Raw genomic sequence first — 26,619 nt, 5'->3', positions numbered from 1 at the left:
ATTAACGCAATTGTCCCGGCAACATTTCTTTCCGGCTTGGTTTTCCAGACAGGAAAGGGGAGATAATGAACTTCTCTTTGATGGTGGAGGTCTTTCCATATTTTTTGGAGGCCGCCCTGGTTACCGTCGAAATATCGGCGCTTGCCATTCTGATCGGGTTGAGCGTCGGTGCGCTTGCCACATCTGCAAAACTATCGCGTTTCTGGCCGTTGCGTTTCATCGGTACGGCCTATGTCAGCGTTTTTCGCGGCACACCATGCCTTCTGCAGCTTTTCGTTCTCTATTTCGGCGGCCCGCAGATCGGCATCAATCTTGAGCCGTTTGCAGCCGGTGCCATCGGTCTCGGTCTTAATATTGGCGCATATTACGCCGAAGCCATGCGAGGCGCCATTCTGACGGTCGATACCGGGCAGAACGAAGCCGCCCGTTCCATTGGCTTCAGCAACGGACAGTCGATGCGCTTTGTGGTGTTGCCGCAGGCAGCGCGGCTCATGATCCGTTCGCTCGGTGTCAATACAGTCATGCTGATCAAGGGGTCTGCTCTCGTTTCCGCGATTTCCGTGGTTGAACTGACTTACACGGCTCAACGTTTCATCGGCTCGACCTATCGTCCGTTTGAAATCTTCGGCATCGCCGCGGCCATCTACATGGTCCTCATTTATATCGTTGCACGCTTCGTCGATTTCCTCGAAGCCCGCTATGCACTCAAATAGGCGGTGATCCCATGCAACTCGATTTCTCTATCGTCCCGCCCTATACTGAACTTCTGATGACCGGCATCTGGTGGACGCTCATCATCGCCGTGTCCTCATCCATCGTCAGCTTCTTCGGCGGTATCGCTTTTGCCTTGCTCGTTCTCTATGGCAACTGGCTGGTGCGTTACCCTGTCCGTTTCTTCATCTGGCTGTTCATGGGCACGCCGCTGCTTCTGCAGCTGTTCCTGCTCTATTACGGCCTGTCGCAGATCGGCATCAACATTCCAGCCGTATGGACTGGCATCATCGGCCTTGGCCTGCATTTTGCGGTCTATAATTCGGATATCTTCCGCACCGCGATCCTGACTGTCGATCCGGGGCAGAATGAAGGTGCCCGTTCGCTGGGTTTCGGCAGCGGTCAGACGCTGCGCTACATCATCGTGCCGCAGGCCGTCCGCAATGCGTTGCCACAGGTGGGCAACAATCTGATTGCGCTTTTGAAGGACACGGCGCTCGTGTCGGTAATCGGTATTACCGAGCTGGTTCACGCTTCGCAGCAGGCGATCAGCGAAACCTACAGCCCGTTTGAATTCTACATCACTGCCGCAGTGATCTTCTACGTACTCAATCTCATCCTGGAAGCCGGATTGCACTGGATGGAAAAGAAAGTCGAGGCTTACCGATGAGCAACAGCAAACCCATGGTGGAAGTGCGCGACGTCCACAAGTCTTATGGCGCGCTCGAAGTTCTCAAGGGCATCAACCTGTCTGTTGAACGCGGCCAGATTATCGCCATTATCGGGCCGTCCGGTTCCGGCAAAAGTACTTTGCTGCGCTCCATCAACCATCTGGAAACGGTCAACTCAGGCCAGATATTGCTGGACGGCGTGCAGGTAAACCAGTCGTTGAGCGGACGCTCCTTCGAGCGGCATATCAATGCCGTGCGCCAGCAGATGGGCATGGTTTTCCAGCACTTCAATCTGTTTCCGCATCTCAATGTCATGGAAAACATCACACTCGGACCCATCAAGTTGAAGGGCAAGAGCAAGCAGGAAGCGCAGGAGCTGGCCGTTTCTCTTTTGAAGAAGGTCGGTCTTGCCGATAAGGCGTCAATGTATCCGTCGCGTCTGTCGGGCGGGCAGAAACAGCGCGTGGCTATTGCCCGTGCACTGGCGATGCAGCCGAAAGTCATGCTGTTCGACGAGGCGACTTCTGCGCTCGATCCGGAACTGGTCGAGGAAGTCAATCAGGTCATGAAACAGCTCGCGCAGGAACACATGACCATGCTGATCGTGACCCACGAAATGCGTTTTGCCGCCGAAGTTTCAGACAAGGTTCTGTTCATGGACAAGGGCGTTGTCGTCGAGGAAGGCAAGCCGGATGTGATCTTCACCAATCCGGAAAATGAAAGAACGAGAGCGTTCCTGCGAAAGCATCTCAACCAGTAAGTCGACGTTTAAACCAGATTTGAAAACCCGCCTGTGCCTTCCCCAAGGCACGGAGACGGGGAACTATTGAGCGAGGAAAGACCGTGGCATCCCCAAATGAATGGAACCCGACAGAACGGGTGCGAGAACTCTCCTATCGCATGGTGAGATGGCCGAGCGAAACGGGAACACCTGACGAGGCATCGTTCGGGCTGAAGCTGGCTGAGCTTTTGCGCGAGATCCCCTATTTCCAAAAGAACCCTGACGATATTGCCGTCATCGACAGTCACGGCTCGCCGATGACCAAGAATGTTATCGCCGTCGTGCGCGGCGCCGGGCGACGAACTCTGGCTCTGGCGGGGCACTTCGATGTGGTGGAAACTGCAAATTATCGCGATTTGAAACATCTTGCTTTCGAGCCGGATGCTTTGCTGGAAGCTCTTCTGGCCGATCTTACCAGCCGTCCGCTTGCACCGAACGAGGAAAAGGCACTCGCCGACTTCCAGAGCGGAAATTACATTCCCGGTCGGGGCATGCTCGACATGAAAAGCGGTGTTGCAGCCGGTATCGCAACGTTGGAACATTTCTCGCAGCGGGTAGATCGCGAAGGCAATCTGATTTTGTTTGCGACACCTGACGAAGAGCGTGGTTCGCGGGGAATGCGCAGCCTGCGCGATGCGTTGCCGGAACTTGCCGAACGCTGGGGCCTCGATATCGTTGCCGGTATCAATCTTGACGCAACGAGCGATCAGGGTGACGGTGTGGAAGGCCGAGCCATCTATCGGGGCACAATCGGCAAGCAGCTTCCCTTTGCTTTTGTCGTCGGACAGCCTTCTCATGCGAGTTATCCGTTTGAAGGTGTCAGCGCGCATCTCATTGCATCGGAAATCATGCGGGCGGTGGAAGCCAATGCAGCCCTTAGCGACACGGCGGATGGCGAAGTTTCGCCACCTCCAATCTGCCTTGAAGCGCGGGATTTTCGCGGTGGTTATGAAGTGACCACACCGGAACGGACGTGGATTGCTTTCAACTGGCTGACCCATTCCGTCTCGCCTGATGCTTTGTTCCAGCGGTTCAAGGCAATTGTCGATGAGGCGCTGGATCGGGCGATCACGCACTTCAATGTGGAGGCGGAGCGCTTTGCAAAGCTGGTTGGCAGCGATGCAGATGCCAATCACAAGGGCAGAATTCTGACCACGGCCGAGTTGCGCGACGAAGTCCGGCGTATTGGTGGTGATGCGGCACTGGAACGGATAGCGGCACTGGAAGCTGAACTTTCAAGCAGCGATAACCCGCTTCTCATCACGCGGGAACTCGTCAACGCCATGGTTGCCGAGGCACGCATTACAGGCCCGACGGTTATCATCGGCTTCGGAAGTCTCGTCTATCCTCACGTTCGCATGGGTGTCGAAACGGCCGAAGAACGGCGTTTCGCAGAAGCTCTGGAAACCGCACGCGCGCATGCAGAGCGCCAGTTCGAAACGACGATCCGGTATCGTGAAATTTTCGCCGGTATTTCAGATATGAGCTTCTTCGGTCATATCCCCGACGCGACGGATAGTGAAGTCATTGCGGCCAACACACCAGCGGCTCAATTTATCGACCGCGCCAATCCGAAAGCGCTTTCTTATCCGGTGGTGAATATCGGCCCGTGGGGCCGCGAGTATCATCAGCGATTGGAGCGGGTCTATGCACCCTATGCCTTTACGGTACTGCCACAGTTTCTCAACGGCATCGCCACGCGCTTCCTGAAGTCTTAGCGGTTCGCGAATAGCGGCGCGATGTCCTTCACTTTGCCTGATTGACGGTTATAGCGATCATGTGGAGGACATCGTCAGCGCTGCACCCGCGTGAGAGGTCATTGGCGGGTTTGGCGAGGCCCTGAAGCACAGGGCCTATGGCCTGCGCCCCACCAATACGCTGGGCAATCTTGTAGCCTATATTGGCGGCTTCGAGATTGGGGAACACAAAGACGTTGGCATTGCCCTTGAGCGGTGAATCCGGCGATTTGGCATGGCTGATTGCCTCGACGAATGCCGTGTCGAACTGTAATTCTCCATCGATGCACAGATCAGGCTTACGCTCCCGCACCGTCCGGGTTGCCTGAACGACCTTTGACACACGCTCATGCGCAGCGCTGCCGCCGGTGGAGAAGGACAACATGGCAACGGCCGCATCTTTTTCCGTGAGCTGGCGGTATGAATCTGCCGACTGTATGGCGATGTCGGCAAGTTGTGCGGAATCCGGTTCCACCACGAGGCCGCAATCGGCAAAGACGAAAGCGCCTTTCTTCTGATGATGAGACTGGCACAGCAGCATCAGGAAGAAGCTTGAGACGAGCGATGCGCCGTCGGCCTTACCAATGATCTGCAGGGCATGGCGCACCACATCGGCTGTCGTTGCGACTGCGCCAGCCACCGTCCCATCCGCATCGCCTTCGCGTACCATCATGGCGGCGAAGCCGAGTGGCGTCTTCACCATCGCCTCGGCCTGTTCTTCCGTCATGCCCTTGGCCTGACGCAGCCGATAGAGTTTTTGCGCATAATCCGCGCTTTTGCCCGATACTACTGGATTTATGATCGCGATCTTTGAGCCGTCAATCTGCCTGCTGATGACGCTTTCGGAGCCCAGAAGCGTGATGCGGGCAATGGCTTCGCGTTCGGCACGGAGCGCCGCATCGATGATGCGCGGATCTTCGCCCTCGGCCAGCACGATGTGACGTGGCCTCGAACGAGCTTTCTCAAAAATCTTTTCCAACGGCAGCATGGCGTAATCTCTTCAAAAGGCCGGGAGTTGCGCTCCCGGCCTGATCACTGACGGACTGGTTCAGACGGGCATTTGCTGGCGCATGTCGGCCTTGTCGATGCCGGCCACGACAACGGGTTTCTTCATCGCATCGCGGCGGAATGGTTCGCCCAGTTCCTGATTGAGCACGACTTCGATGAAGGTAGTCACCCCCTTGGCCTGCTCGTTGATTGCCGTCTGCAAGGCTTCGGTCAGCGCCTGCTGGTTATCGACGGTCACGCCTTTCAGGCCGCAGCCATCCGCCACCTTGGCGTAGCTCAGGTTCGGATTGAGCTCGGTGCCGACGAAGTTGTTGTCGTACCACAGCGTCGTATTGCGCTTTTCAGCACCCCACTGATAGTTGCGGAAGATGACCATGGTGATCGCAGGCCAGCCCTTGCGACCGATGGAGGTCATCTCGTTCATGGATATGCCGAACGCACCGTCGCCTGCAAAGCCGACCACTGGCGTGTCAGGCTGGCCGATCTTGGCGCCGACGATGGATGGGAAGCCATAACCGCAGGGGCCGAACATGCCCGGCGCCAGATATTTGCGTCCGTGTTCGAAGCTTGGATAGGCGTTCCCGATGGCGCAGTTATTGCCGATGTCGGTGGACATGATGGCGTTCTTCGGCATTCCAGCCTGAATGGCACGCCATGCCTGCCGCGGCGACATGCGGTCCTTCTCGCGCTCGCGCGCACCGGCATTCCAATGCGTGCCCGGATCGTCATCCTCATGATCCATCGAGGAAAGTTGCTGCAACCAGGCGGATTTACGCTGATGGATGAGCTGCTTGCGCTCGTCGCGACCTGCATTGCCCGCATTGGCTCCCATCTGGTCGAGAATCTGCTGCGCAACCTGCTTGGCATCGCCGCAAATGCCGACCGAGATCTTCTTGGTGAGGCCGATACGATCAGGATTGATGTCGACCTGGATGATCTTTGCATCTTTCGGCCAATAATCGATGCCGTAGCCGGGTAGGGTCGAGAACGGATTGAGGCGGGTGCCGAGCGCCAGAACCACATCGGCCTTGGAGATCAGCTCCATCGCGGCCTTGGAGCCATTGTAGCCGAGTGGACCTGCGGACAGCGGATGGGTGCCGGGAAAGGCATCATTATGCTGATAGCCGCAGCAGACCGGCGCATCGAGCCTTTCGGCAAGCACGATGGATTCAGGGATCGCACCGCCGATAACGACACCGGCCCCGTTAAGGATGACCGGGAATTTCGCATTGGTCAGTAGTTTTGCAGCCTCGGCAATGGCATCGCGTCCGCCGCTCGGGCGTTCCAGCCGGACGATCTGTGGCAGGTCGACGTCGATGACCTGGGTCCAGAAATCACGGGGAACGTTGATCTGTGCCGGTGCACAGCCGCGCCATGCCTTCTCGATCACGCGGTTCAGCACTTCGGGAATGCGGGTCGCATCGCGCACTTCTTCCTGATAGCAGACCATCTCTTCGAACAGGGCCATCTGGTCAACTTCCTGAAAACCGCCCTGACCGATGGTCTTGTTGGCAGCCTGTGGAGAGACAAGCAGCATCGGCGTGTGGTTCCAGTAAGCAGTCTTGATGGCAGTCACGAAGCCGGTTACGCCGGGCCCGTTCTGAGCAATCGCCATGCCCATCTTGCCTGTCACGCGGGTATAACCGTCGCAGATCAGCGCCGCATTCGTCTCATGGGCGCAATCCCAGAAGGTAATGCCCGCCTTCGGAAACAAATCCGATACCGGCATCATCGCGGAGCCGATGATCCCGAATGCATGTTCTATCCCATGCATCTGCAAAACCTTAACAAATGCTTCTTCCGTCGTCATTTTCATGGCGCGTACCTTTCCTTGGAATTCAGAGAACTTCGTCTTTCAGCGCATACCAGTGATACATTGCGCGCTGGCCTATGCGCCTGAATGGCGTCAGCATGCCGTAACTCGGCAGTTCGGAGGTGAAGATCGGCAGGTCGAGTTCCTGTCCCCGACCCGTCATCAGTTGGGCAACCCGGCGTCCGGCCTGCGCTGAATACATCACGCCGTTGCCGCCGTAGCCCATGGCATAGTAGATTTCCTGCGTCGGATCAGGACGATAGATGCGGGGCATCATGTCATGACTGACATCGACCCACCCCCACCAGGAATAATCGACCTTGATGCCTTTCAGAGCCGGGAACTTCCGGTAAAGGCCCGAAAGCAGCAGATCGTAATGTTTAGGGTTCGGTGCATCAGCCCCGGTAATGGCGCTGCGGCTACCGATCTGCATCCGCCCGTCAGGCAGAAAACGATAATAGTGACGAAGCGTGCGCGTGTCGGTTAGCGGAATACCGGTCTTGGGGCCGCATGCTTCAATTTCATCGGGCGTCAGTGGGCGTGTCACGACAGAGTTCGACAGCACCGGCATCAGCCGGTAACGGGTGAGAGGATGGAGGCCGGGTGAGGTGTATCCCGCTGTCGCGAAGCAAACCTGTCGCGCCGTGACCGTACCGTTCGGCGTGTTGAGATGGAATACATTGCCGTTCTTGCGGCAGCTGAGAACCGGGCTTGCGGTATGCACCTTTGCGCCCAGCTTGCGTGCAAGCCGGAGATAGCCGAAGGCAAGTTTCGCGGCGTGAATGCCAATGCCGTCTGGCTCATACATAGCTCCGCGAGCTTCTTGATCCCGGATGAAATCGCGGTGAATCTCGTCGCGACCGACCATGCGCGTCCGATAGCCGAATACGTCGTTCAGCAGTCGGGATTCTTTCTCCAGCGAAGGAATGACCTTGTCGCGATGGGCGATGTAGAGATGACCGCCATCCTGCGGATCACAATCAATTTCCGGTTCGGCAATGAGTGAACGAAAGAGATCAAAACCCTCGGCAATTTCCTTATGCAATTTCCGGGCGACGTCCACACCCCAGCGCTCGATCCATTGTGAACGCTTGAGCCGGCCGGCTGAAATCTGCGCCTGACCGCCATTGCGGGTGCTGCAGCCCCAGGCGACGCCATTTGCTTCCAGCACCACGGCCTTGACGCCATGATCCCGAGCGAGATGGATTGCCGCCGAAAGACCGGTATAGCCTGAGCCGACGATAACGACATCGGCATCGACGTCTCCGCGAATAGGGCCATCGTCCTCCGGCGCCGGTCCGGCAGTGCCTATCCAGTAAGTCGGGGCATAGTCGCGGCCTTGTCCTGGCGTCTTCGAAACCACCGGATCATAAGCGGGGTCGAATGGCTGGGTGGCCGAGAAACTGTTGAGAGTGTGGGTATCCATATGTCGGTCCTCCAAAACACCGACTGGCGATGTTGGGGCTTACGCCTTCAGCAAAGGCCGGTTCTTGCGGAATGCCTGTTTGCGGACGATCTTGCCGTCGCGCTGTGTGAAGAGATCGCAGCCTTCTGCCTCGACGCGTGCGCCGTTGGCATCCGTTCCGCGAAAGGTCCATTCGGACACGGCACGGTCGCCGCTCACGAAATGTCTGTGTCCGTCCCATTTCACGTCGGGCATCGCGGCCCAGACGCCGGAAAAAGCCTTGGCAATCGCATCCTTGCCTTCGAGACGGGTGCCGTAAACTTCCTCACCACCGATGGTGTAAAACACGCAATCGTCGGCAAAGAAGGCCATGATCGCGTCGATGTCGTGCCGGTTGAAGGCGTCGAAGAGGTCGGAAAAATGCTTCTCTGTGAGTTGTCCGGCGGACATTCGAATGCTCCTTGATACGTCTGAAATCTGCCCTGATTTCGGGCAAAGCTTCCTGTGGCGCGGCAGAGTTGCCGCGCGATTGATATTGTGAATTGGATTTCGGTCGGGCTGGTTAAAGCGGTTGCAGCGCCATCAGACTTTACCCTTCCACGGGATGAGGACCTTTTCCATGTAACGGATCAAAAGGTCGAAGGCGAAAGCGAACACACCGATGACGATGATGCCCATGATGACGGTGTCGCTGGCCAAAAACTGCGCTGCATTGAGTACCATGAAGCCAAGACCGCGATGTGCCGCCACCATTTCCGCCGCTACCAGCGTCGTCCAGCCCACACCGATCCCGATGCGCATGCCGGTGAAGATTTCCGGCATGGCCGCTTTCATGATGACCTGCGTTATTACCTGCGTCCGGGATGCGCCCATCGCATAGGCGGCATGGATCTGTTCGGTTGAGACCGAGCGCACGCCAGCTCTCGCTGCGATCGCCATTGGCGCAAAGATCGCGAGAAAGATGAGGAACACCTTCGGGAACTCGCCAATACCAAGCCAGATGATGATCAGCGGCAGGTAGGCAAGCGGCGGCAGTGGTCGGTAAAACTCGATAATCGGGTCCAGCACGCCACGAACAAAGCTGCTCATACCCATCATGATGCCGATGGGAATTGCCGTGATGCAGGCAATCGCGAAGGCACCCAATACACGTCCAAGGCTGGCGAGCGTATGTTCGGCCAGAGTGGAGTTTGCCACGCCGTCTGTCATGGCAACCATGAACTTGCCATAGACAGCGAAGGGAGAGGGGAGAAACAGCGGTTTGACCCAGCCCATTCCCGTTACGAGAAACCAGAGCCCCAGCAAAATCAGTGCGGTTACAAGGCTGATGAAGCCGCTATTGCCGTCGCCGGGGGCGCCATAGATTTTACCGGGTTTGACTGGTCTTGCCCGAGTTACGAACTCAAGCATGGACCAGTTCCGGGTTTCCTGATGCACGTTCATCGCCATAGATAATCCCCAGAATTGTCTCACGCATCTTGATGAAGTCGGGACTGGACTTGACGGCGCGCGCGTCACCGCATTCCAGAAAGCGTCGGTTGAAATCCAGATCATAGGTATGGGTGATCCGTCCGGGGCGCGGCGACATGACGATCAGCCGCGAACCGAGGAACAAGGCCTCTTCGACGCTGTGAGTGATGAAGAAGAACATTTTGTTGGTCACTTGCCATACCCGCAAAAGCAATTCCTGGATTGTTTCGCGGGTGAGGGCATCAAGCGCTGCCATGGGCTCGTCCATAAGCAGCATCGCCGGGTCGCAGGTCAGTGCGCGAGCAATGCCGACACGCTGCTGCATACCGCCGGAAAGCTGGTAAATCTTGTGATTGTGGAAATCCTGCAGGCCGACCAGCGCCAGATTTTTCGTGGCACGCGCCCGGCGTTCTGCCTTCGGTACACCTTGAAGCTTCAGGCCAAACTCGGTGTTGTCAACGACATTGAGCCAGGGAAGCAGAGCATGTTTCTGGAACACGACACCCCGGTCGGCGCCGGGACCACGCACTTGCCTTCCGCCCAACGTGATTTCGCCGGATGACGGGATCATGAACCCTGCCATCAGATTGAGAAGCGTGGTCTTGCCGCAGCCGGACGCACCAAGCGCCACCACGAAATCCCCGCTGTCGATCCGCAAATTAACGCCCTTCAGCGCAATCACGGCTTCTTCCACATAAAGACCGGGATAGGTCAGACTGACATTCGATACGTTCAAGGTTTCCATTACGTCACCTTTCGGGAACGAAGAAGCGGTTCCGGCAAAAGCCAGAATGCACACACAACATTGCAGGAACCGTCTCGGTTCAGCGGCTTGCCCGAAGGCATGCCGCTGGCGGAGGCGCTTGAATTACTTTACGTAATTACTTCGCTGCGGCTTCGGCAAAACTGCCATTCACGTTGCCGCTATAGTCATCCAGAGCTTGGTCGAGCTGTTTTTGGTCGACAAGAAATTTTGCACTCTGGGTGACGGATTTGAGCGCTCCGCTGTCCTTGCCACCGCCGAGCCATGTCGGGGAGGCTTGTTCTTCCACTGTGGGGAAGGACAACAGCGCGAGTGCGCCCGGTATGTCAGCGGCATTACCACCGATCAGCTTGACCATGCCTTTGACCTGTTCGGAGTCTGCTGTCCACTGGCCGCCATTGGCCTTATAGTCGGCATAGGCATCCTTCAGCACCGTGGTGAAGGCGGTCATGAATTTGGGGTTTTCGCTGGCGAAGCTCTTATCCACCACAAGGCCGTCGAAAGTCGGGACGCTTTTCGCGCCAATTTCTTCGGAATTGGCAATTTCCTTGCCGGTCTTGAGGATTTCGGAAAGAGCAGGGGGCCAGACATAGGCCGCGTCGATATCGCCGCGCTGCCAGGCGGCAACGATCTGCGGCGGTGTCATGTTGAGTATTTCCGCGTCGCGCGGATTGATCTTCCAGATGTCGCTCATGCCGACAAGGAGATGGAAATGCGAGGTCGAGACGAAAGGCACGCCGACCTTCTTGCCCTTGAGGTCTTCCGGCTTCTCTATGCCCGAACCTTCGCGCGCTACCAGTGCTTCCGATTTGCCGATATTATCGAGAATCCAGAAGAGTTGAAGGTCAACACCGCGTGTGGCGGCTGCTGCGATACCCGTTGAACCGATAACGCCTATCGGCACGTTGCCGGAAGCAAGTGCCGTCGAAATATCGCCACCCGATGCGAACTGGCGCCAGTCAATCTTGTATCCGGCTTCCTTGGCTGCCGCATCGAATTTTCCGTTAGCGATTGCGGTCAGAAACGGCCCGACGATCTGCTGATAACCGACCACGACCGTGGTTTCGGCATAGGCCGCAGACGTTGAAAGCGCTGCTACGGCCGAAAATAACACCACCCGTTTTATGCTATTGAAATAGTTCATGGAGTTCCCCTTCCATTTAAGAACCATGCCTGACTTGGTCACGACTGTTGACGTTTTTCGCCAATCTGCAGTTCCAGTTACAAACGATAGCCATCTCATGAAATTTGCCTTATATCCAGTTGGAATAGTCAATAAGTCCAGTTTGGCATTAAAGATGGCGCTACCCGGGAATTGGGGTTCGTGCTCACTTTACCGTCGAAATTATTCCACGAGGAGAAACAGAAAGAAGAAACGCTATTGCTAAGTAGAGCACGAAGCGGAAAAACTGACGCGAACTTGGGTGTAATCGCAGATTCACTAATGGAGCAGCGTTTTGGATGCCGTCTCGCCGACGATCTTCTTCATAGATGGCAGCAGAAATACCGGATTGCAGTCGCAAATCCGGGAAACAACGGTATCAGCCATTCTTTCCGGCGCTGTTTTGCCCGGTGCCCGCATGCCCTCCACGCGGCGGCTGGCGGATTATCTGAAAGTCTCGCGCCTCACGGTAACGCTGGCCTATCAGGAGCTTGTGTCCCAAGGTTATCTGGAAGTGCATTCCCGCAGTGCCTATCACGTGGCTGCAGCGCCGCCCATCAGCCGTCCAGACAAGGATTTTTTGCAAGCGCCTGACACCGCCGTCGATTGGTCATCCAAGTTGCGTCTCGGCTTCAACATTGCCAAGACCATTCGCAAGCCTCTGGATTGGCGGAAGTATCGCTACCCCTTTCTCTATGGCCAGATGGATCAGACCTTGTTTGATCTCGCCGCATGGCGCGATTGCGCACGGCGCGCGCTGGCCAGAGAAGACTTTATCCTTATGGCGGGTGATTTTGCCGCTGCCGATGATGTGGAACTTGTCAATTATATCCGTTCGCGCACGCTGCCTAGCCGCGGAATACACGCGGAGCCAGACGAGATACTTGTTACCGTTGGCGCGCAGAACGCGCTTTGGATCATCAGTCATCTGCTTTTGACACGGCGCTCGCATGTCGTGTGCGAAAATCCCGGACATCCCGATATCAGCGCTACGCTCCATCTGACGGGGGCCAATGTAACGGCGCTTGACGTTGATGAAGGCGGCTTGCCACCCGAGTTGCTGCCAGATGAGATCGACGCGGTCTTCGTCACGCCGAGCCACCAGTCACCCACGGCCGCCACTATGCCACGTGCGCGGCGTATCGCACTTCTGGAGGCTGCAGCCGAGCGCGATTTCGTCATTGTCGAAGATGATTACGAATTCGAGATGAGCTTTTTGCAGCCGCCGACGCCGGCGCTAAAATCGCTCGACCAGTATGGCCGTGTTCTCTATGTGGGCAGTTTTTCAAAGTCGCTGTTTCCGGGGCTTCGGCTTGGCTACTTGGTTGCTCCGGCACCTGTCATCCGTGAGGCGAGGGCGCTACGCGCGCTCATGCTTCGTCATCCGCCCGGACATTTGCAGCGAACAGCCGCCTATTTTCTGGCTCTTGGTCACTACGATGCGGTTATTCATCGTATGCGGATTGAATATCACAAGCGCCATATTGTCATGATCGAGGCCCTTAATCGCGAAGGATTGAAAATCGCTGGTAAATCGGCCTTTGGCGGTACGGCATTCTGGATCGAAGGACCGGAGGGCATGGATGCCGACAAACTCGCACGTGATCTGCGCGAGGACGGCGTGCTGATCGAGTCGGGGTCCCCTTTCTTCTGGAGCGATGACAGGCCATGCCGCTATTTTCGCATCGCTTATTCTTCCATTCCGATTAATCGGATTGCGGAAGGCATCGAGCTTCTGGCCAAAAGAATGCGGCAAATCTCGTAGTTTTGGAACGCTTGGGTTCAGGCTGCGTTCATGTGGATTACGATAACGGATTTGTGAAGTTGCCGGAATTTGTCCCAATTCGATGGATATCGCTGGCGGTTCTACGGCGTCTTTGCCCGCGATTCTGTGGATGAGACGCATATCAATTCTGCCTTCCAGAAGGAGAAGGATTTATGTCTATTCGTTCGAAGCTTCTTGCCACTGTTGCCGTGCCGGTTCTGTCGGCCTCTATTCTAGCGCAACCCGTACTGGCGGATTCATTGATGGCTCCAATCCTGCTGGCACAGGAGAACGGAGACCAGCCATCCGACGAGCAGTTGCAGCAGCAACAGCGCGAGGCTGAAGAACAGCAAAAGGCAGCGGAAGAAGAAGCCCGTCGGGCTGAGGAACAACAGCGCGCTGCCGAGGAAGAAAATCGTCGTCAGGCCGAAGAGCAGCAGAAGGCTGCTCAAGAGGAAGCCCAGCGTCAAGCGGAAGAACAGAAGCGCGCTGCGGAGGCAGAGGCGCAACGCCAGGCTGAAGAGCAGCAAAAAGCCGCCGAGCGCGAAGCACAGAAGCAAGCCGAGGAACAACAGAAGGCAGCCGAGCGCGAAGCGCAGAAACAGGCCGAAGAGCAGGCCAGGCAGGCTGCCGAACAGAAAAAGGCTGACGAAGAGGCACAGCGTCAGAGCGAACAGCAGCAGAAGGCCGCTGAAGAGGAAGCTCAGCGTCGCGCTGAAGAACAGAAGAAGGCTGATGAAGAGGCTGCTCGCAAGGCCAATGAGACGCAGGAACAGACCGCTCCCGCTGAAAAGCCGGTGAAGGAAGAGCCTGCACAGGAACCGCAAGCGAAACCTGAGCAGCCGGCGGCGAAAGAACCGGCCAAGCAGGCCGAGCAACCTGCCAAGGAAGCTCCGGCGCAGGAACCGGAAAAGCCAGCCGAACAACCGGCAGACGCATCTCCGGTCTCGCCTCCTCAGAAAGAACCAGCGGAAGAATCCGCTGTTGAGCATCCCGAAGAAGCTCAACCGCAAGAACCGAAAGCAAAGGAAGAGCCACAGAATGAGGCTCAGCCTGCACAGCCGGTCGAACAGCCGCAATCAACCGAAGACCAGCAAAAACCGTCTTCGGAGCTAGCGCCAGAGATAGTCGATCAGCGTTCGACCGAGGAAAAGCAGGAGATTGCGAAAGACCCTGCGAAGACGGACGATACGGTTGTCTTGCCAGTCGAAAATGGCGCTGCCATTCTCGACAGCGACAAGGACGCCGACAATTCCGGCGGAAGCCAGTCGCGTGAAGAGCGTCGCAAGCAGCGCGAACAGCAACGTTCCGCTGAGGAAAGTGCACCACCGCCCGCAAATGATGCGGCGGCACAGGTTGCGATTCCAGAGGAAGTGAAGGCAGCGCTGCCGCAGAAGATCGAAGCCAATCTCAAGGAAGAGGGCACCCGTATCAAGGAAGCGCCGGTTTTTGCCGTGCCGGAAACCACCAATATCATCAACAACACGGTGGTGAACAATACGGTCATCAATAATACGACGGTCAATAACGTGACCAACAATGTCACCAACGTCAAAGTGATCGAGGAGGTGGATAATCGTGTCATTCTGGACGTGGGCGACCGTATCTTCGTTCGCGGCGATGATCGCCCAAGGTTGCGCCGTGATGCCGAGGAAACCTATTACGATGAACTGCCGCGCGGGCGCACCCGTGAAACCATTGTCCGCCCGGGTGGCAACCAGATCGTTACGGTTTATGATCGCTACGGCGATATTCTTCAGCGTTCCCGTATCGACCGGGACGGCAATGAATATCTGATGATCTATGCGCCGGAATATGACGACAATCCGCGCGCTTCGATTATCGATGTTGGTTACGAACTGCCGCCGATGCGTCTGACCATTCCGGTAAGAGATTACATCATCGACGTCGCAGACGATCCGGATCGCGATTTCTATGACTTCCTTGCCATGCCTCCGGTAGAGCGTGTGGAGCGTGTCTATACGATCGACGAGGTTCGTCATTCAGCCCGCCTGCGCGACAAGGTGCGTCGTATCGATCTGGATACAATCCACTTCGCGACGGGCAGCGCCGAGGTTTCGCTTTCGCAGGCGAAGACGCTACGCAAGGTTGCAACCGCCATGCAGAAGGTACTGGCAAAGGATCCGGGCGAAACCTTCTTCATTGAAGGGCATACGGATGCGGTTGGATCGGACCGTTCAAATCTCGTCCTGTCCGATAAACGTGCTGAATCAGTTGCAAGCCTTTTGACGGAAGTCTATGAAATTCCACCAGAAAACCTTGTCACGCAAGGCTATGGCGAACGCTTCCTGAAAATTCGCACGCAGGCAGCCGAACAGGAAAATCGTCGTGTCACGATCCGCCGCGTGACTCCGCTTGTCCGCCCGGTGGCTCAGCGCTGAACAAACAAACACCCGGATGCGATTTTGCATCCGGGTGTTTTTCATGAAGTAATTTTGCTCAGGCAATCTTGGGCTGGATCGTCGTCACACGGTCGAGCATCTGTTCGCTCAACGGACGTGGTTTGACCGCTTCGATCTGCACCATGAGTTCGGCGATCTTCTCGGCATCCATGACGCCGCATTCATAAATCTGGATGATTTCGCGCGCCATTTCGTCTTTTTGGGGAGAAGTGATTGGACAACGAGCCATCGCTTCACACGACTTGACATAAGCCGCTTGCAGCTCCTCCAACTCAATGGGCTTGAAACGCCCGAAGTAGTAATCTCTCGAAAATGGCATTTTATGCATTCCGCAGATGGCGACAGACAGATAATCCGATCTGAAAGCCTGAAAATTCTTGCGACCCGCTATACTAAAACATAGCTGATTGCAAAGCATTATAATCCAGAATTATTTAGTTTATGTAAAATATTCAGTCAGTTGCAAAACCGAAAGCATTAGAGAGCTAAAATTTGCTGAGGGATCGTAAGCAGACTCTTTTCCAACCAATGCCGTTAAACGCGATCAAGTTCCAGTTTGGCTACTATTTCAGCGATCTTGTCCGGATTTTGTTCACCGGATTCAAATGTTCTTATAATTGCGCGTGCAAGCGCTTCTTTGCTTTCGTGCGTCGTTGAACATCGATCAAGCAGTGCGCAGCAGCGATTATAGGCAATCTGCAGCACTTGGAGATCGTTTGGCGCATATGTTCCCTGATATTTGTTGCCGCGAAATGGCATGGACGCCTCCCCGTTTGATTGATTGAACCTCTAATTCAGAGGGAAAGCAACAGATCGTTTTATGACAGCGATATCAGGCGCATCACGATAGTGTTCTTGGTGATCCGGTTCTTCCGAATATAAATAGCGATAATCTCTGGCTACCGGTTTACGGGGTTCGAAATCTCGCCGCGAGTTTGTTGAAAGCTGGTTGAAAGCTTGCCTGCGCTAACCATTCAAAACCGATTGAGGAATCGGCTGCATATCAGGAGGGGTCTGGCATTGCCGGGCCAACAGGAGCTCTCGGAGGAGCGTAGATGAAAATCTCTATCGATTCATGCCGCCATCTATTTGGCGCGGCCTTCATTGGCGGCGCAATGGTACTTGGTGCAGGCGTTGCCCATGCCGAAAAGCTGACAGTGATTGTCGGCGGTATGGAAAAGCAGATTTACCTTCCGGCAGTGCTGACGGAAAAGCTGGGTTACTTCAAGGATGAAGGCCTTGATGTCGAGCTGATCAACAGCCGCGCCGGCGTGGATGCTGAAAACGAACTTTTGGCCGGTGCGGCTCAGGCTGTGGTCGGTTTTTACGATCACACGATCGACCTGCAGTCGAAGGGCAAGTTTATTCAGTCCATCGTCCAGTTCAGTCAGGCGCCGGGTGAAGTGGAACTCGTTTCCAGCAAATATGCCGACCAGATCAAGTCGCCGGGCGATTTCAAGGGGCATACGCTTGGCGTCACCGGGCTCGGCTCCTCGACGGACTTCCTGACTCAATACCTTGCCATGCGCAATGGCCTCAAGCAGGGCGACTACACGCTGCTTCCTGTCGGAGCGGGCAATACTTTCATTGCCGCCTTCAAGCAGGATGCCGTTCAGGCAGGCATGACCACGGAACCGACCGTCGCCAATATGCTGAAGAGCGGCGATGCCAAGGTGCTGGTCGATATGCGCACGCCCGACAAAACCATCGAAGCGCTTGGTGGACCTTACCCGGCTGCGTCGTTCTATGTGCAAAGCGCATGGCTCGAGACGCACAAGGAAGACGCGCAGAAGCTTGCCAACGCTCTGGTCAAGACCATGCGTTACATCGCTTCGCACAGCGCTGAAGAAATCGCCGACCAGATGCCCAAGGATTATTACGTCGGTGACAAGGACCTTTACGTAAAGGGACTTGCCGAGGGCAAGGCACAGTACACGCCGGACGGCCGGATGCCGAAGGATGGCCCTGAAACGGTTCTCAAGGTTCTCGCAACCTTCAAGAAGCCGCTTCAGGAGAAGCAGGTCGATCTTTCGAAGACCTTCACGACCGAGTTCGTGGACAAGGCCAACGCAACGCTTGACGCTGCAAAGTAAACAGCCTTCGACTGGCGTTCAAACATGAACGTCAGTCCCGCTGTCCCCCAAAGATTCAACCGCATTGCAGGCGCGCGACAGAGCATTTCCAGCAAACGTGTAAGACGGTTTTGCGCTCGGAGATCTTTGATAACGAAACTATCGCGCGCGAGCGGTGCCGCATACCCGCGAGGAACCCATGCTGATGGAAGCCCCCAGAACCATTGCGCGTGAGAAAGCTACTGCAATCGCGCTCAACAATGTAACTCGCCGTTTCGTCACCCCCGACGGCAAGATGATGACCGCATTGCGCGACTTCACCATGAATGTTGCGCAGGGCGAGTTTGCCTGTGTTGTCGGTCCGACCGGCTGCGGCAAGTCAACGACGCTTAATCTCGTAACCGGTCTCGCCAAGCCAAGTGCCGGCGAAGTCCGCCTGATGGGCAAGCCTATCGAAGGTATCAGCCCTGATATCGGCTTCGTGTTTCAGGCCGATGCGCTTTTTCCGTGGCTTAATGTCATCGACAATGTGAGTGCCGGTCCGCGTTATCGCGGTATGGGCAAGGAAGAAGCCTATGAGAAAGCGCGTAGCTGGATCGCCCGTGTTGGTCTGGCCCGTTTTGAAAAGCACTATCCGCACCAGTTGTCTGGCGGCATGCGCAAGCGCGTGGCGCTGGCACAGACCTTCATCAACGAACCGAAAATCCTGCTCATGGACGAACCGTTCAGTGCGCTTGACGTACAGACGCGCACGCTGATGCAGGGTGAATTGCTTGATCTCTGGCAACAATCTGGCGCGTCCGTCATCTTCGTCACGCACGATCTCGAAGAAGCGATTGCACTGGCCGACAAGGTTTATGTGCTCACCGCCGGTCCAGCCACGGTCAAGAGCGTCTACGATATCGACATCCCGCGCCCGCGCGTCATGGAAGACATCCGCTACGACAGCCAGTTTGTGGATATCGCCAAGGTCATCTGGGACGATTTGCGCGAGGAAGTGCAGATCGGCCAGAAGCGCGCGCTGGCAAACGGAAACTAATCGGAGAAAATGATATGACAACACAAGCTCTCTCCGCGTCACCAAGCTTGCAGGTCAATGCAAGTGCCGACGAACTTGCACGCACCGAAGCGAAATTTCGCGCCGATATGCGCCGCCGCCGAGCGGTCGTTATCCTTGTACGCCTCGCCATTCTGGTCGCCGTTCTGGGCGGTTGGGAACTCGGCGCACGGACCGGCCTGATCGATCCATTCTTCTTTGCGAGCCCCTCCGGCATTGCCGACCAGATATGGATCTGGGTCACGGAAGGCACGTCACAGGGACCGCTTTCGGAACAGATCATCGTAACGCTTGAGGAAACCGCGCTTGGTTTCCTTATCGGTGCGGTCGGCGGCGTCATTTGCGGCATCCTGCTGGGTCGCAACAAGTTCCTCGCCGATGTGTTCTCGATTTACATCAAGATCGCCAATTCCATCCCGCGTGTCGTGCTGGGCTCGATCTTCATCATCGCGCTTGGCCTCGGCATGGCATCCAAGGTGGCGCTGGCCGTCGTCATGGTTTTCTTCGTCGTATTCGCCAACGCGTTTCAGGGCGTACGCGAAGCCGACCGCGCGCTGATCGCCAATGCGCAGATATTGGGTGCATCCCGTTCGCAGATCACGCGCACCGTCATCGTGCCGTCAGCCATGAGCTGGATTCTGGCAAGCCTTCACGTCAGTTTCGGTTTCGCGCTCGTCGGCGCGGTCGTCGGTGAATTCCTCGGCGCCAAGAAAGGCGTTGGTCTGATGATTTCCACGGCGCAGGGCACATTCAATGCCAACGGCGTCTTTGCGGCCATGGTCATTCTGGCGGTACTGGCACTCGTCGTGGAATACATCATCACATTGGTCGAAAACCATCTGGTGAAATGGCGTCCACAGGCGCTTTCCGAACAGGGAAGCTGATAGTCGGATAGATGCAAACGAGTCAGGCGGCGGGCAAGGTGACAGTCACCGTAAGCCCGCCGCCTTTCGTTTGGGAAAGCTCGACATGGCCGCCCGCCGTGTCGGCAACTTCGCGCACGATGGCAAGGCCCAATCCGCTTCCATCCGCGACAGTGCCTGGAACACGATAGAAGCGTTCGAAAACGTGTTCATATTCGCTGGCCGGAATGCCGGGTCCGTTGTCCTCGACCCTTATGTTGATTTTGCGCCCATCCTGATCGATCACAAGCGTTACTGTGCCGCTTTCGGGCGTATAGGTAAGGGCGTTGTCCACCAGATTGACGATCATTTCTCGCAGCATGGTGCCGTCGCCAGAAATGATGGCTTTGGTTGCTTTGAGCTCGAACCCGAGATCGATCTTGCGGTCGAACGCCTTGCCCGAGAGGCTTTCCAGAATTTGTTGTCCCGCTTCCGCCAGATCAACCCGGTCAGCGCGAGGACGCCTGCTGCCTGGTTCGGCACGCGAAAGCGTCAGCAATTGTCCAGCAAGCCGCGACAGCTGCATGGTGGTATTCTTGATACCTGCCAGAACGTCTTTGCGGTCACTTTCGCAGGTTGTCCGTTCTGCGAAACTGGCCTGCGTTGATAGTGTAGCAAGTGGCGTGCGCAACTGATGTGCTGCATTCTGGATGAAACGGTGCTGCGCCGACATCTGCTTGCGCACGCGTTCCATATACTGGTTCAGCGCTGTGACGAGCGGTCGAAGTTCGGTCTGAACTGTCTGTGGATCGAATGGTTCCAGCTCGGATGTGCGATTGCGAACTTCGTTGCGGAGCCGGATCAACGGGCGCAATACAAAGCGCAAGCCCATTAACGAAAGGGCACCCGCGACGATGATGAGCAGCGATTGTTCCAGCACAGAGTTCAGCCAAAGCTCCCGCTGCATGGCGGTGTATCCTGCAAGGGTGACACCCACGACCACGTCGACAGCTTGTGGCAGGTTGGACGGTGCTGCAACGGGATGGCGCAAGACAACCAGACGCAAGGGATGGTCGCGATAGCTGCCCTCATAATGGAGTGGGTCGTAATTCGCGATTTCAGCCGGTTTCGGCAAGTCGGGAAACCCTGCAAGCAGGCGTCCGTCAGAAGTTTCGACCCGATAATAGACCCGGTCGCCATTTCCCGTCGAAAACATCTCCAGCGCTACCGGCGGAATGACAGCATCGATGGCATTATGCGAGGCAGCAGTCGCTTCGCCAATGGCGCGTGCTGACGCTGTCAGCATTCTGTCTGACACGATCCCGGCCATATTTTCCGACGCACGCCATGCGGTCCAAAGGTTGATCCCGGCCACGACAATCAGCGGAATCACGATCCAGGAAACGAGCTGTGCACGCAGGCTTTGGGAGAGGCGAGTGAACAGCCGTTTCATCTCAACTCGCCTCACGCAGCAGATAGCCCAGGCCGCGCAAGGTTACGATCTCGGCTTTGCTGCCCTCCAGCTTTTTGCGCAGACGATGAATGTAAATCTCGATGGCGTTCTCATCAGTCTCGCTGTCGAAATCGTAAATACCTTGAACAAGTGTTGTCTTGCTGACGGTGGTTCCGATGCGCCGCAGAAGCTGTTCCAGAACTGCATGTTCTTTGGGTGCAAGTGACAGTGGATCGTCTCCGAGTGAAAACAGCCGGGTGTTGGTGTCGAAACGCAAAAGGCCGCAGGTCACAACAGGCGCTGTCCGCTGACTGGACCGGCGAAGATGCGCACGGATGCGCGCTTCAAGTTCGCTGAGTTCGAACGGCTTTGCCAGATAATCGTCAGCACCGGCATCCAATCCGCGGATACGTCCGTCAAGACTTGCATTGGCCGTCAGGATGATGACAGGCACCTCATTGCCTCTGCCGCGGATGTGCTCCAGCACGTCGAGCCCGGTTTTGTCCGGCAATCCGAGGTCGAGAACCACGAGATCATACTCCGTGAAGGCGAGCGCCTGTTCCGCATCCGCCGCGTCGTGCACAGTATCGACGCTGTAGTTCGACTGCTGCAAGCTTTTTGCCAGCCAGTTTGCGAGGGTGAGATTGTCTTCGACGAGCAGAATTCGCATGAGTGACGATGATAGTGGTTTCTGTTCCGCGTCAAGAAGCTTGGGCGTTGAAACGATGGATGAGATGAATATCTTCCGGCTCGCGCTTGAAGAGCAATGGATCAGGCGTCGTGGTGACTTTTGCACCTTGCTTCACATAAAAATCGATGGTCCGCCGTGTGGGTGTCGCAGAAATATAGAAACCTTCTGCTCCGGCCTCCTTCGCAATGGCCACGCTGCGACGATAAAGTTCACCAGCAAGTCCCAATCCCCGGACTGTCTTCCCCACATGCATGAAGCCGAGCTGGTACAATTCGGGATAGGCACCGACAGGGCGTACATCCGTAACTGCGACGGCCACCAGAGTGCCATCGAGATAGGCGCCAAGAAATACGCCGCCGTGGTCGTGACAGTCGAGCAGGATATGTGTGTAGATTTCCGCTTCGCCCTCCGGCCAGCCCTGCACATCGTAGAATTGTGGCTCCAGCAGGAGTTGCTCTCCTTCGAGGCGATACATTTCCTCGATGATCTCGCTGCGATCAATTTGCCAGATGTCAGTCACTTCGCTGCGCTGCAGTGGACGTATGATGAAATCCGCATGCTTCTTTTCGTGTACCATGACCGCCGCCTTCGAAATTTCATTTGTACGATGAACTATCGTTTCATCGATAGGCACTCAAGGGGGAGCAGAAGTGGCGATCGCAGTGCTTCTACGAACTTGTTGGCAATTTGTCAGGAGGAACCTCTCATATTGCAAAAACTCACAATAATTTTGACCAATATCATGGCTACTCCCCGCCATTTGTCTCGGGTACTGCTGAGTACAGGTGCGAGGAATATTGAGGCGTGTGGGAGGCTAACAGCTAACTTCAATCGGACGAATTGACCGAAACAGCTTGTTGAGGGCAGAAAACTGCCTGAAAATGAGCAATTTCGCATCAACTCTCCGATCTGCCCTTGCGAGAGCGGGGCCTGAGTTCTATCAGCATCATCAAAAATTGCAGTCTGAGGAAGGTTCGGCAATTGCATTGCCTGAATGTCCTGATGCCCGCCGCCATCTTGTATGGCGTCGGTGAAATGATCGATGGAGCCGAGTTGAAAAACCATCACGATATCTGGGATATCGTCGACGCCAAGAGCGCCGCATATTTCGAACTGAGCGATACGGTTTGGGATAATCCTGAAACAAACTACGAAGAGTACAAATCGAGCGATGCCCATGCGGCGATGCTGGAAGCCGAAGGGTTTCGCGTCGAGCGTGGTATTGCGGGCCTGCCGACTGCGGTGATGGGCGAAGCTGGCGACGAAGGACCGGTCATCGCCATCCTTGGTGAGTTCGATGCATTGCCGGGCCTCAGCCAGATATCTGGACTGGTTGAAGAGCAGCCAGTCGAGGCCGGCGGCCATGGACATGGCTGCGGTCATAACCTGTTGGGCTCAGGGTCGTTGCTCGCTGCTGCGGCAGTGAAGGATTATCTTGCCGCACAGGGCATCAAGGGCCGCGTGCGCTATTACGGTTGCCCGGCGGAAGAGGGCGGTTCAGCCAAGGGGTTCATGGTCCGCGAAGGACTTTTTGACGATGTGGATATCGCGTTTTGCTGGCACCCGGCGCCTTTTGCTGGTGTAAACGATCCGGTTTCGCTTGCCTGCAACGAAATCAATTTTCACTTCAGCGGTCGCGCAGCCCATGCTTCGTCAGCCCCGCATCTGGGGCGCAGTGCGCTGGACGCAGTTGAACTGATGAATGTCGGCGTGAACTATATGCGTGAGCATATGCCGTCCACGGCGCGCATTCATTACGCTGTGACCGATACAGGTGGTTTTGCGCCGAATGTCGTGCAGGCCAAGGCAACGGTGCGTTATCTCGTTCGCGCCCGCAGCCTGCCGGAAATGCAGACCCTTCTGGAACGCGTCAAGAAGATTGCCGACGGCGCGGCGCTGATGACCGAAACGACGGTCCGCAGCGAAATCGTCAGCGGCGATGCCGATCTGATCGGCAACACGCCGCTGGAACAGATGATGCAGCTTCAGCTCGAGCGACTCGGACCTCCGGACTTCGATGAGCAGGACCGCGAAACCGCAAGCCGTTTCCAGAAGACACTGTCCAGGGAAGACATTTCAGATGCTTTCCGCCGCTTCGGCGTGGAGCCTAAGGATGGCCTCGCGCTTTGTGAAGATATCTATACGCCCTATAAGGGCGATAATACCCTCGTCGGCTCGACCGATGTCGGCAGCGTGAGCTGGGTCGTGCCCACCGTGCAGATGCGTGGCGCGACCTGCGCAATTGGCACGCCGCTTCATTCGTGGCAGATGGTGGCGCAGGGCAAGCTGCCCGCGGCGCATAAAGGCATGGCCCATGCTGCGAAGATCATGGGCAGCACGGCCATCGAATTGTTCCGTAATCCGGAGCAGATCAAGAAAGCAAAGCAGGATCACGAAAAACGGCTCGACGGAACCGTGTTCGTCAATCCGATTCCAGATAGCGTTCAACCCGCTCTGCCTGAAACCGCGAAATGATGCGGGCGGGCAGACAGAATCTGAAAATAGAAATGACATTCAATCCCCCAATTCCAACAGGGCCTGACGCATCATGAAGCAGATGGGCTTTCTCGATATTTTGAGCTTCGGGCCGGACGGCTGGGGCTACGTGCTGATGATGGGTGCACTGGTGAGCGTGGCGCTCGCCGTCCTGGGCTTCCTTCTTGGCGCTGCCATCGGCGTTTTTGCTGCCTGGGCGAAGATTTCCGGCGGGCGCACGCTTCGCGCTGTCGCCGACGGCTACACCACGATCATTCGCGGCATTCCGGATCTCCTCGTCATCTATCTGTTTTACTTCGGCGGCAGTGCGGCAGTCACCGCACTTGGCAAATATTTCGGTGCGGAAGGCTTCATTGGCTTTCCGGGCTTTCTTGCGGGTGTGCTGGCAATTGCCATTTCCTGTGGTGCGCACCACACTGAAGTGTTTCGTGGTGCATTCCGGGCCGTTTCCAAAGGTGAACTCGAAGCCGCTACTGCTTGCGGCATGGGCCAGATGCTGAAATTCCGCCGTATCATCGCGCCGCTCGCGCTGCGACACGCATTGCCGGGGCTTGGCAATGTCTGGCAGGTTTCACTCAAGGAATCCGCTCTGGTGTCGGTTGCCGGTGTGGTTGAGCTTCTGCGTCAGGCACAGATCGGCGCTGGCTCGACCGGACTGCCCTTCAACTTCTTCCTCATTGCCGGTGCGCTCTACCTGCTGATTTCGTCTGTTTCCGGCGGGCTTCTGCAGTTTGCCGAGCGTCACTTTTCGCGTGGCGTCCGGAGGGCAAAATGAACCTTGAATTCTATTCCGACGCATTCTTCCAGATGCTGGGCGGCGTGCCGCTGACCCTGAAGCTTGCGGCAACTTCCATCGTGTTTGGCGCCATACTTGCCTTGCTTTTCGCCTTGATGCGCCTGTCGGGCATCAAGGTGCTGGACTGGATTGCCCGCCTTTATGTGTTCGTGTTCCGCGGAACACCGCTTCTGGTGCAGATATTCATCATCTATTACGGTCTCAGCCAGTTTCCGGCCATCCGTTACTCGTTCCTGTGGCCGGTTTTGCGCGAGCCTTACTGGTGTGCGATCATTGCGCTGACATTGAACAACGCCGCCTATGCGAGCGAAATCATCCGTGGTGGCCTGCTGTCGGTGCCGCACGGCCAGATCGAAGCTGCAAAAGCCTGTGGCATGTCGTCCTTCACCTGCTTCCGTCGCATCGTCATGCCACTTGCGATCCGTCAGGCATTGCCGGGTTACGGCAACGAGATGATATCGATGATCAAGGCAACCTCGCTTGCATCGATCATCACGCTCATGGAAGTGACCGGTATTGCGGCAAAGCTGATCGCCGAGAGCTATCGGGCCATAGAAATCTTCGTGATCGCCGGTGCGATCTACCTTGCCATCAACTTCGTTCTGACACGTGCGCTGATGTTCGCAGAATATAAGCTGACCCCTTATCTGCGCCAGCCGGTCGTCAAGCTTTCCTCCGAAGGACAAACATCGTGAGCAAAATCGTTTCCCCCAATGCACCGGTGGCGCTGAAAGTCGAAAACCTGCGCAAGAGCTTCGGTGCGAATGAAGTGCTGAAAGGCATTTCGCTTGAAGCACGTGAAGGTGAGGTCATTTCGATCCTCGGTTCGTCGGGTTCCGGCAAGTCGACTTTCCTGCGCTGCATCAATCTTCTGGAAACACCGACGTCGGGCACTGTGACGGTTTCGGGCGAAACCATCCGTATGGCGAAGAATTCGAAGGGTGAAGCCTACCCGACCGACAAAAAACAGGTTTCGCGCATTCGTTCGGAACTGGGCATGGTGTTCCAGAGCTTCAATCTGTGGTCGCACAAGACCATTCTGGAAAACATCATCGAAGCGCCGATCTATGTGCAGGGACGCCCGCGCGCGGAATGCGTGGCAGAAGCAGAAGCTTTGCTGGCAAAGGTCGGCATTGCTGACAAGCGCGATTTCTATCCGGCCCATCTTTCGGGCGGACAGCAGCAGCGCGCCGCAATCGCCCGCGGACTGGCGATGAAGCCGAAGGTCATGCTCTTTGACGAGCCGACTTCAGCACTCGATCCGGAACTGGTCGGTGAAGTGTTGCGCGTCATGCGCGGCCTTGCCGAAGAAGGCCGCACCATGCTGGTCGTGACCCACGAAATGGGCTTCGCGCGCGACGTCTCCAACCGCGTCGTATTTTTCCATCAGGGTCTGGTGGAAGAAGACGGTGCGCCGGAAGACGTGTTCGGCAACTCGAAGTCGGAACGTTTCCGCAAGTTTATCAGCCACGAAAACGCTGCCTAATTACCGAAATTCTGTGTT

At 56.3% G+C, this 26,619-nt stretch carries 25 protein-coding genes; 13 read left to right on the top strand and 12 right to left on the bottom strand.

Going from position 1 to position 26,619, the window contains the following annotated elements:
- Positions 1-65 precede the first annotated feature (65 nt).
- The 4 genes from ABDF71_RS15245 to ABDF71_RS15230 all read left to right on the top strand — a co-directional run bounded on the left by ABDF71_RS15245 (position 66) and on the right by ABDF71_RS15230 (position 3,881).
- Positions 66-713, top strand: coding sequence for an amino acid ABC transporter permease (locus ABDF71_RS15245; RefSeq protein ID WP_012092914.1), 648 nt, complete (start codon positions 66-68; stop codon positions 711-713).
- Positions 714-724: 11 nt separating this feature from the next.
- Positions 725-1,381, top strand: coding sequence for an amino acid ABC transporter permease (locus tag ABDF71_RS15240; protein WP_010658696.1), 657 nt, complete (start codon positions 725-727; stop codon positions 1,379-1,381).
- Entirely contained in the window at positions 1,378-2,142 is a 765-nt protein-coding gene (locus ABDF71_RS15235) for an amino acid ABC transporter ATP-binding protein (RefSeq protein ID WP_029927530.1), read from the top strand. Before ABDF71_RS15240 ends, ABDF71_RS15235 begins: the two co-directional genes overlap by 4 nt.
- 140 nt (positions 2,143-2,282) lie before the next feature.
- On the top strand, positions 2,283-3,881 hold the full coding sequence (locus ABDF71_RS15230) for a M20/M25/M40 family metallo-hydrolase (protein WP_258124429.1): 1,599 nt from the start codon (positions 2,283-2,285) through the stop codon (positions 3,879-3,881).
- 28 nt (positions 3,882-3,909) lie between these two features.
- Here the strand turns inward: ABDF71_RS15230 and pta are convergent, their stop codons facing one another.
- The 7 genes from pta to tauA all read right to left on the bottom strand — a co-directional run bounded on the left by pta (position 3,910) and on the right by tauA (position 11,502).
- Entirely contained in the window at positions 3,910-4,887 is a 978-nt protein-coding gene (gene pta / locus ABDF71_RS15225; protein ID WP_036586318.1) for a phosphate acetyltransferase, read from the bottom strand.
- A gap of 60 nt (positions 4,888-4,947) precedes the next feature.
- Positions 4,948-6,723 (bottom strand): sulfoacetaldehyde acetyltransferase, encoded by a 1,776-nt coding sequence (xsc, locus tag ABDF71_RS15220; protein ID WP_151663843.1) that lies wholly within the window; start codon positions 6,721-6,723, stop codon positions 4,948-4,950.
- A 22-nt stretch (positions 6,724-6,745) separates the two neighbouring features.
- A complete protein-coding gene (locus ABDF71_RS15215) occupies positions 6,746-8,146 on the bottom strand; it encodes an NAD(P)/FAD-dependent oxidoreductase (RefSeq protein WP_071634048.1) in 1,401 nt (466 codons plus the stop codon).
- A 39-nt stretch (positions 8,147-8,185) separates the two neighbouring features.
- On the bottom strand, positions 8,186-8,575 hold the full coding sequence (locus ABDF71_RS15210; RefSeq protein ID WP_012092921.1) for a nuclear transport factor 2 family protein: 390 nt from the start codon (positions 8,573-8,575) through the stop codon (positions 8,186-8,188).
- A 132-nt stretch (positions 8,576-8,707) separates the two neighbouring features.
- Positions 8,708-9,535 carry an ABC transporter permease subunit gene (locus ABDF71_RS15205; protein WP_010658703.1) on the bottom strand — a complete coding sequence of 276 codons (828 nt, stop codon included), beginning with the start codon at positions 9,533-9,535 and terminating at the stop codon, positions 8,708-8,710.
- On the bottom strand, positions 9,528-10,340 hold the full coding sequence (locus tag ABDF71_RS15200) for a taurine ABC transporter ATP-binding protein (RefSeq protein ID WP_010658704.1): 813 nt from the start codon (positions 10,338-10,340) through the stop codon (positions 9,528-9,530). Before ABDF71_RS15200 ends, ABDF71_RS15205 begins: the two co-directional genes overlap by 8 nt.
- Positions 10,341-10,476: 136 nt before the next feature.
- Positions 10,477-11,502 (bottom strand): taurine ABC transporter substrate-binding protein, encoded by a 1,026-nt coding sequence (gene tauA, locus ABDF71_RS15195; protein ID WP_029927520.1) that lies wholly within the window; start codon positions 11,500-11,502, stop codon positions 10,477-10,479.
- Positions 11,503-11,815: 313 nt separating this feature from the next.
- Here tauA and pdxR point away from each other — a divergent pair, with 313 nt between their 5' ends.
- Both pdxR and ABDF71_RS15185 read left to right on the top strand, forming a co-directional pair.
- Positions 11,816-13,285: a MocR-like pyridoxine biosynthesis transcription factor PdxR gene (gene pdxR / locus ABDF71_RS15190; protein ID WP_071634046.1), complete on the top strand. Its 1,470-nt coding sequence runs from the start codon at positions 11,816-11,818 to the stop codon at positions 13,283-13,285.
- A gap of 173 nt (positions 13,286-13,458) precedes the next feature.
- Positions 13,459-15,687: an OmpA family protein gene (locus ABDF71_RS15185; protein ID WP_151663840.1), complete on the top strand. Its 2,229-nt coding sequence runs from the start codon at positions 13,459-13,461 to the stop codon at positions 15,685-15,687.
- Positions 15,688-15,745: 58 nt separating this feature from the next.
- On the opposite strand, the gene ABDF71_RS15180 is transcribed toward ABDF71_RS15185, so the two are convergent.
- Positions 15,746-16,027, bottom strand: coding sequence for a hypothetical protein (locus ABDF71_RS15180; RefSeq protein ID WP_010658708.1), 282 nt, complete (start codon positions 16,025-16,027; stop codon positions 15,746-15,748).
- Positions 16,028-16,242: 215 nt separating this feature from the next.
- Positions 16,243-16,467, bottom strand: a complete 225-nt coding sequence (locus ABDF71_RS15175) for a hypothetical protein (RefSeq protein ID WP_010658709.1) — start codon at positions 16,465-16,467, stop codon at positions 16,243-16,245.
- A 296-nt stretch (positions 16,468-16,763) separates the two neighbouring features.
- Between ABDF71_RS15175 and ABDF71_RS15170 the strand changes: the two genes are divergently transcribed.
- From ABDF71_RS15170 to ABDF71_RS15160, 3 genes are all read left to right on the top strand, one after another.
- The gene (locus ABDF71_RS15170) at positions 16,764-17,801 is read left to right on the top strand and encodes an ABC transporter substrate-binding protein (RefSeq protein WP_036586306.1); all 1,038 of its coding nucleotides are present in this window, start codon (positions 16,764-16,766) and stop codon (positions 17,799-17,801) included.
- Positions 17,802-17,979: 178 nt separating this feature from the next.
- A complete protein-coding gene (locus tag ABDF71_RS15165; protein WP_010658711.1) occupies positions 17,980-18,819 on the top strand; it encodes an ABC transporter ATP-binding protein in 840 nt (279 codons plus the stop codon).
- 14 nt (positions 18,820-18,833) lie between these two features.
- The gene (locus ABDF71_RS15160) at positions 18,834-19,721 is read left to right on the top strand and encodes an ABC transporter permease (RefSeq protein ID WP_010658712.1); all 888 of its coding nucleotides are present in this window, start codon (positions 18,834-18,836) and stop codon (positions 19,719-19,721) included.
- 22 nt (positions 19,722-19,743) lie between these two features.
- Here ABDF71_RS15160 and ABDF71_RS15155 read toward each other — a convergent pair whose 3' ends face one another.
- The 3 genes from ABDF71_RS15155 to ABDF71_RS15145 are packed head-to-tail and all read right to left on the bottom strand — an operon-like array spanning position 19,744 to position 22,400.
- Positions 19,744-21,132, bottom strand: a complete 1,389-nt coding sequence (locus ABDF71_RS15155; RefSeq protein WP_258124365.1) for a sensor histidine kinase — start codon at positions 21,130-21,132, stop codon at positions 19,744-19,746.
- A 1-nt stretch (position 21,133) separates the two neighbouring features.
- A complete protein-coding gene (locus ABDF71_RS15150; protein ID WP_010658714.1) occupies positions 21,134-21,802 on the bottom strand; it encodes a response regulator in 669 nt (222 codons plus the stop codon).
- 31 nt (positions 21,803-21,833) lie between these two features.
- On the bottom strand, positions 21,834-22,400 hold the full coding sequence (locus ABDF71_RS15145; RefSeq protein ID WP_010658715.1) for a GNAT family N-acetyltransferase: 567 nt from the start codon (positions 22,398-22,400) through the stop codon (positions 21,834-21,836).
- A gap of 425 nt (positions 22,401-22,825) precedes the next feature.
- Here ABDF71_RS15145 and ABDF71_RS15140 point away from each other — a divergent pair, with 425 nt between their 5' ends.
- The 4 genes from ABDF71_RS15140 (at position 22,826) to ABDF71_RS15125 (ending at position 26,601) form a co-directional block, all read left to right on the top strand.
- Positions 22,826-24,298 (top strand): M20 family metallopeptidase, encoded by a 1,473-nt coding sequence (locus ABDF71_RS15140; protein WP_043063078.1) that lies wholly within the window; start codon positions 22,826-22,828, stop codon positions 24,296-24,298.
- A 73-nt stretch (positions 24,299-24,371) separates the two neighbouring features.
- Positions 24,372-25,094, top strand: a complete 723-nt coding sequence (locus tag ABDF71_RS15135; RefSeq protein ID WP_010658717.1) for an ABC transporter permease — start codon at positions 24,372-24,374, stop codon at positions 25,092-25,094.
- Positions 25,091-25,810: an ABC transporter permease gene (locus tag ABDF71_RS15130; RefSeq protein ID WP_010658718.1), complete on the top strand. Its 720-nt coding sequence runs from the start codon at positions 25,091-25,093 to the stop codon at positions 25,808-25,810. The genes ABDF71_RS15135 and ABDF71_RS15130 overlap by 4 nt, the downstream gene beginning before the upstream one ends.
- Positions 25,807-26,601 carry an ABC transporter ATP-binding protein gene (locus ABDF71_RS15125; protein WP_012092930.1) on the top strand — a complete coding sequence of 265 codons (795 nt, stop codon included), beginning with the start codon at positions 25,807-25,809 and terminating at the stop codon, positions 26,599-26,601. The genes ABDF71_RS15130 and ABDF71_RS15125 overlap by 4 nt, the downstream gene beginning before the upstream one ends.
- The last annotated feature ends 18 nt before the right edge of the window (positions 26,602-26,619 follow it).

This window comes from Ochrobactrum sp. WV_118_8 (genome assembly GCF_039631535.1).
Taxonomy (GTDB): domain Bacteria; phylum Pseudomonadota; class Alphaproteobacteria; order Rhizobiales; family Rhizobiaceae; genus Brucella; species Brucella anthropi.
This window is presented reverse-complemented; position numbering and strand designations above follow the sequence as displayed.

Coding starts and splice junctions, on each gene's coding strand:
- ABDF71_RS15245 (WP_012092914.1), top strand. CDS start 66: ATGAACTTCTCTTTGATGGTGGAGGTCTTTCCATATTTTTTGGAGGCC.
- ABDF71_RS15240 (WP_010658696.1), top strand. CDS start 725: ATGCAACTCGATTTCTCTATCGTCCCGCCCTATACTGAACTTCTGATG.
- ABDF71_RS15235 (WP_029927530.1), top strand. CDS start 1,378: ATGAGCAACAGCAAACCCATGGTGGAAGTGCGCGACGTCCACAAGTCT.
- ABDF71_RS15230 (WP_258124429.1), top strand. CDS start 2,283: ATGGTGAGATGGCCGAGCGAAACGGGAACACCTGACGAGGCATCGTTC.
- pta (WP_036586318.1), bottom strand. CDS start 4,887: ATGCTGCCGTTGGAAAAGATTTTTGAGAAAGCTCGTTCGAGGCCACGT.
- xsc (WP_151663843.1), bottom strand. CDS start 6,723: ATGAAAATGACGACGGAAGAAGCATTTGTTAAGGTTTTGCAGATGCAT.
- ABDF71_RS15215 (WP_071634048.1), bottom strand. CDS start 8,146: ATGGATACCCACACTCTCAACAGTTTCTCGGCCACCCAGCCATTCGAC.
- ABDF71_RS15210 (WP_012092921.1), bottom strand. CDS start 8,575: ATGTCCGCCGGACAACTCACAGAGAAGCATTTTTCCGACCTCTTCGAC.
- ABDF71_RS15205 (WP_010658703.1), bottom strand. CDS start 9,535: ATGCTTGAGTTCGTAACTCGGGCAAGACCAGTCAAACCCGGTAAAATC.
- ABDF71_RS15200 (WP_010658704.1), bottom strand. CDS start 10,340: ATGGAAACCTTGAACGTATCGAATGTCAGTCTGACCTATCCCGGTCTT.
- tauA (WP_029927520.1), bottom strand. CDS start 11,502: ATGAACTATTTCAATAGCATAAAACGGGTGGTGTTATTTTCGGCCGTA.
- ABDF71_RS15185 (WP_151663840.1), top strand. CDS start 13,459: ATGTCTATTCGTTCGAAGCTTCTTGCCACTGTTGCCGTGCCGGTTCTG.
- ABDF71_RS15180 (WP_010658708.1), bottom strand. CDS start 16,027: ATGCCATTTTCGAGAGATTACTACTTCGGGCGTTTCAAGCCCATTGAG.
- ABDF71_RS15175 (WP_010658709.1), bottom strand. CDS start 16,467: ATGCCATTTCGCGGCAACAAATATCAGGGAACATATGCGCCAAACGAT.
- ABDF71_RS15170 (WP_036586306.1), top strand. CDS start 16,764: ATGAAAATCTCTATCGATTCATGCCGCCATCTATTTGGCGCGGCCTTC.
- ABDF71_RS15165 (WP_010658711.1), top strand. CDS start 17,980: ATGCTGATGGAAGCCCCCAGAACCATTGCGCGTGAGAAAGCTACTGCA.
- ABDF71_RS15160 (WP_010658712.1), top strand. CDS start 18,834: ATGACAACACAAGCTCTCTCCGCGTCACCAAGCTTGCAGGTCAATGCA.
- ABDF71_RS15155 (WP_258124365.1), bottom strand. CDS start 21,132: ATGAAACGGCTGTTCACTCGCCTCTCCCAAAGCCTGCGTGCACAGCTC.
- ABDF71_RS15150 (WP_010658714.1), bottom strand. CDS start 21,802: ATGCGAATTCTGCTCGTCGAAGACAATCTCACCCTCGCAAACTGGCTG.
- ABDF71_RS15145 (WP_010658715.1), bottom strand. CDS start 22,400: ATGGTACACGAAAAGAAGCATGCGGATTTCATCATACGTCCACTGCAG.
- ABDF71_RS15140 (WP_043063078.1), top strand. CDS start 22,826: ATGCCCGCCGCCATCTTGTATGGCGTCGGTGAAATGATCGATGGAGCC.
- ABDF71_RS15135 (WP_010658717.1), top strand. CDS start 24,372: ATGAAGCAGATGGGCTTTCTCGATATTTTGAGCTTCGGGCCGGACGGC.
- ABDF71_RS15130 (WP_010658718.1), top strand. CDS start 25,091: ATGAACCTTGAATTCTATTCCGACGCATTCTTCCAGATGCTGGGCGGC.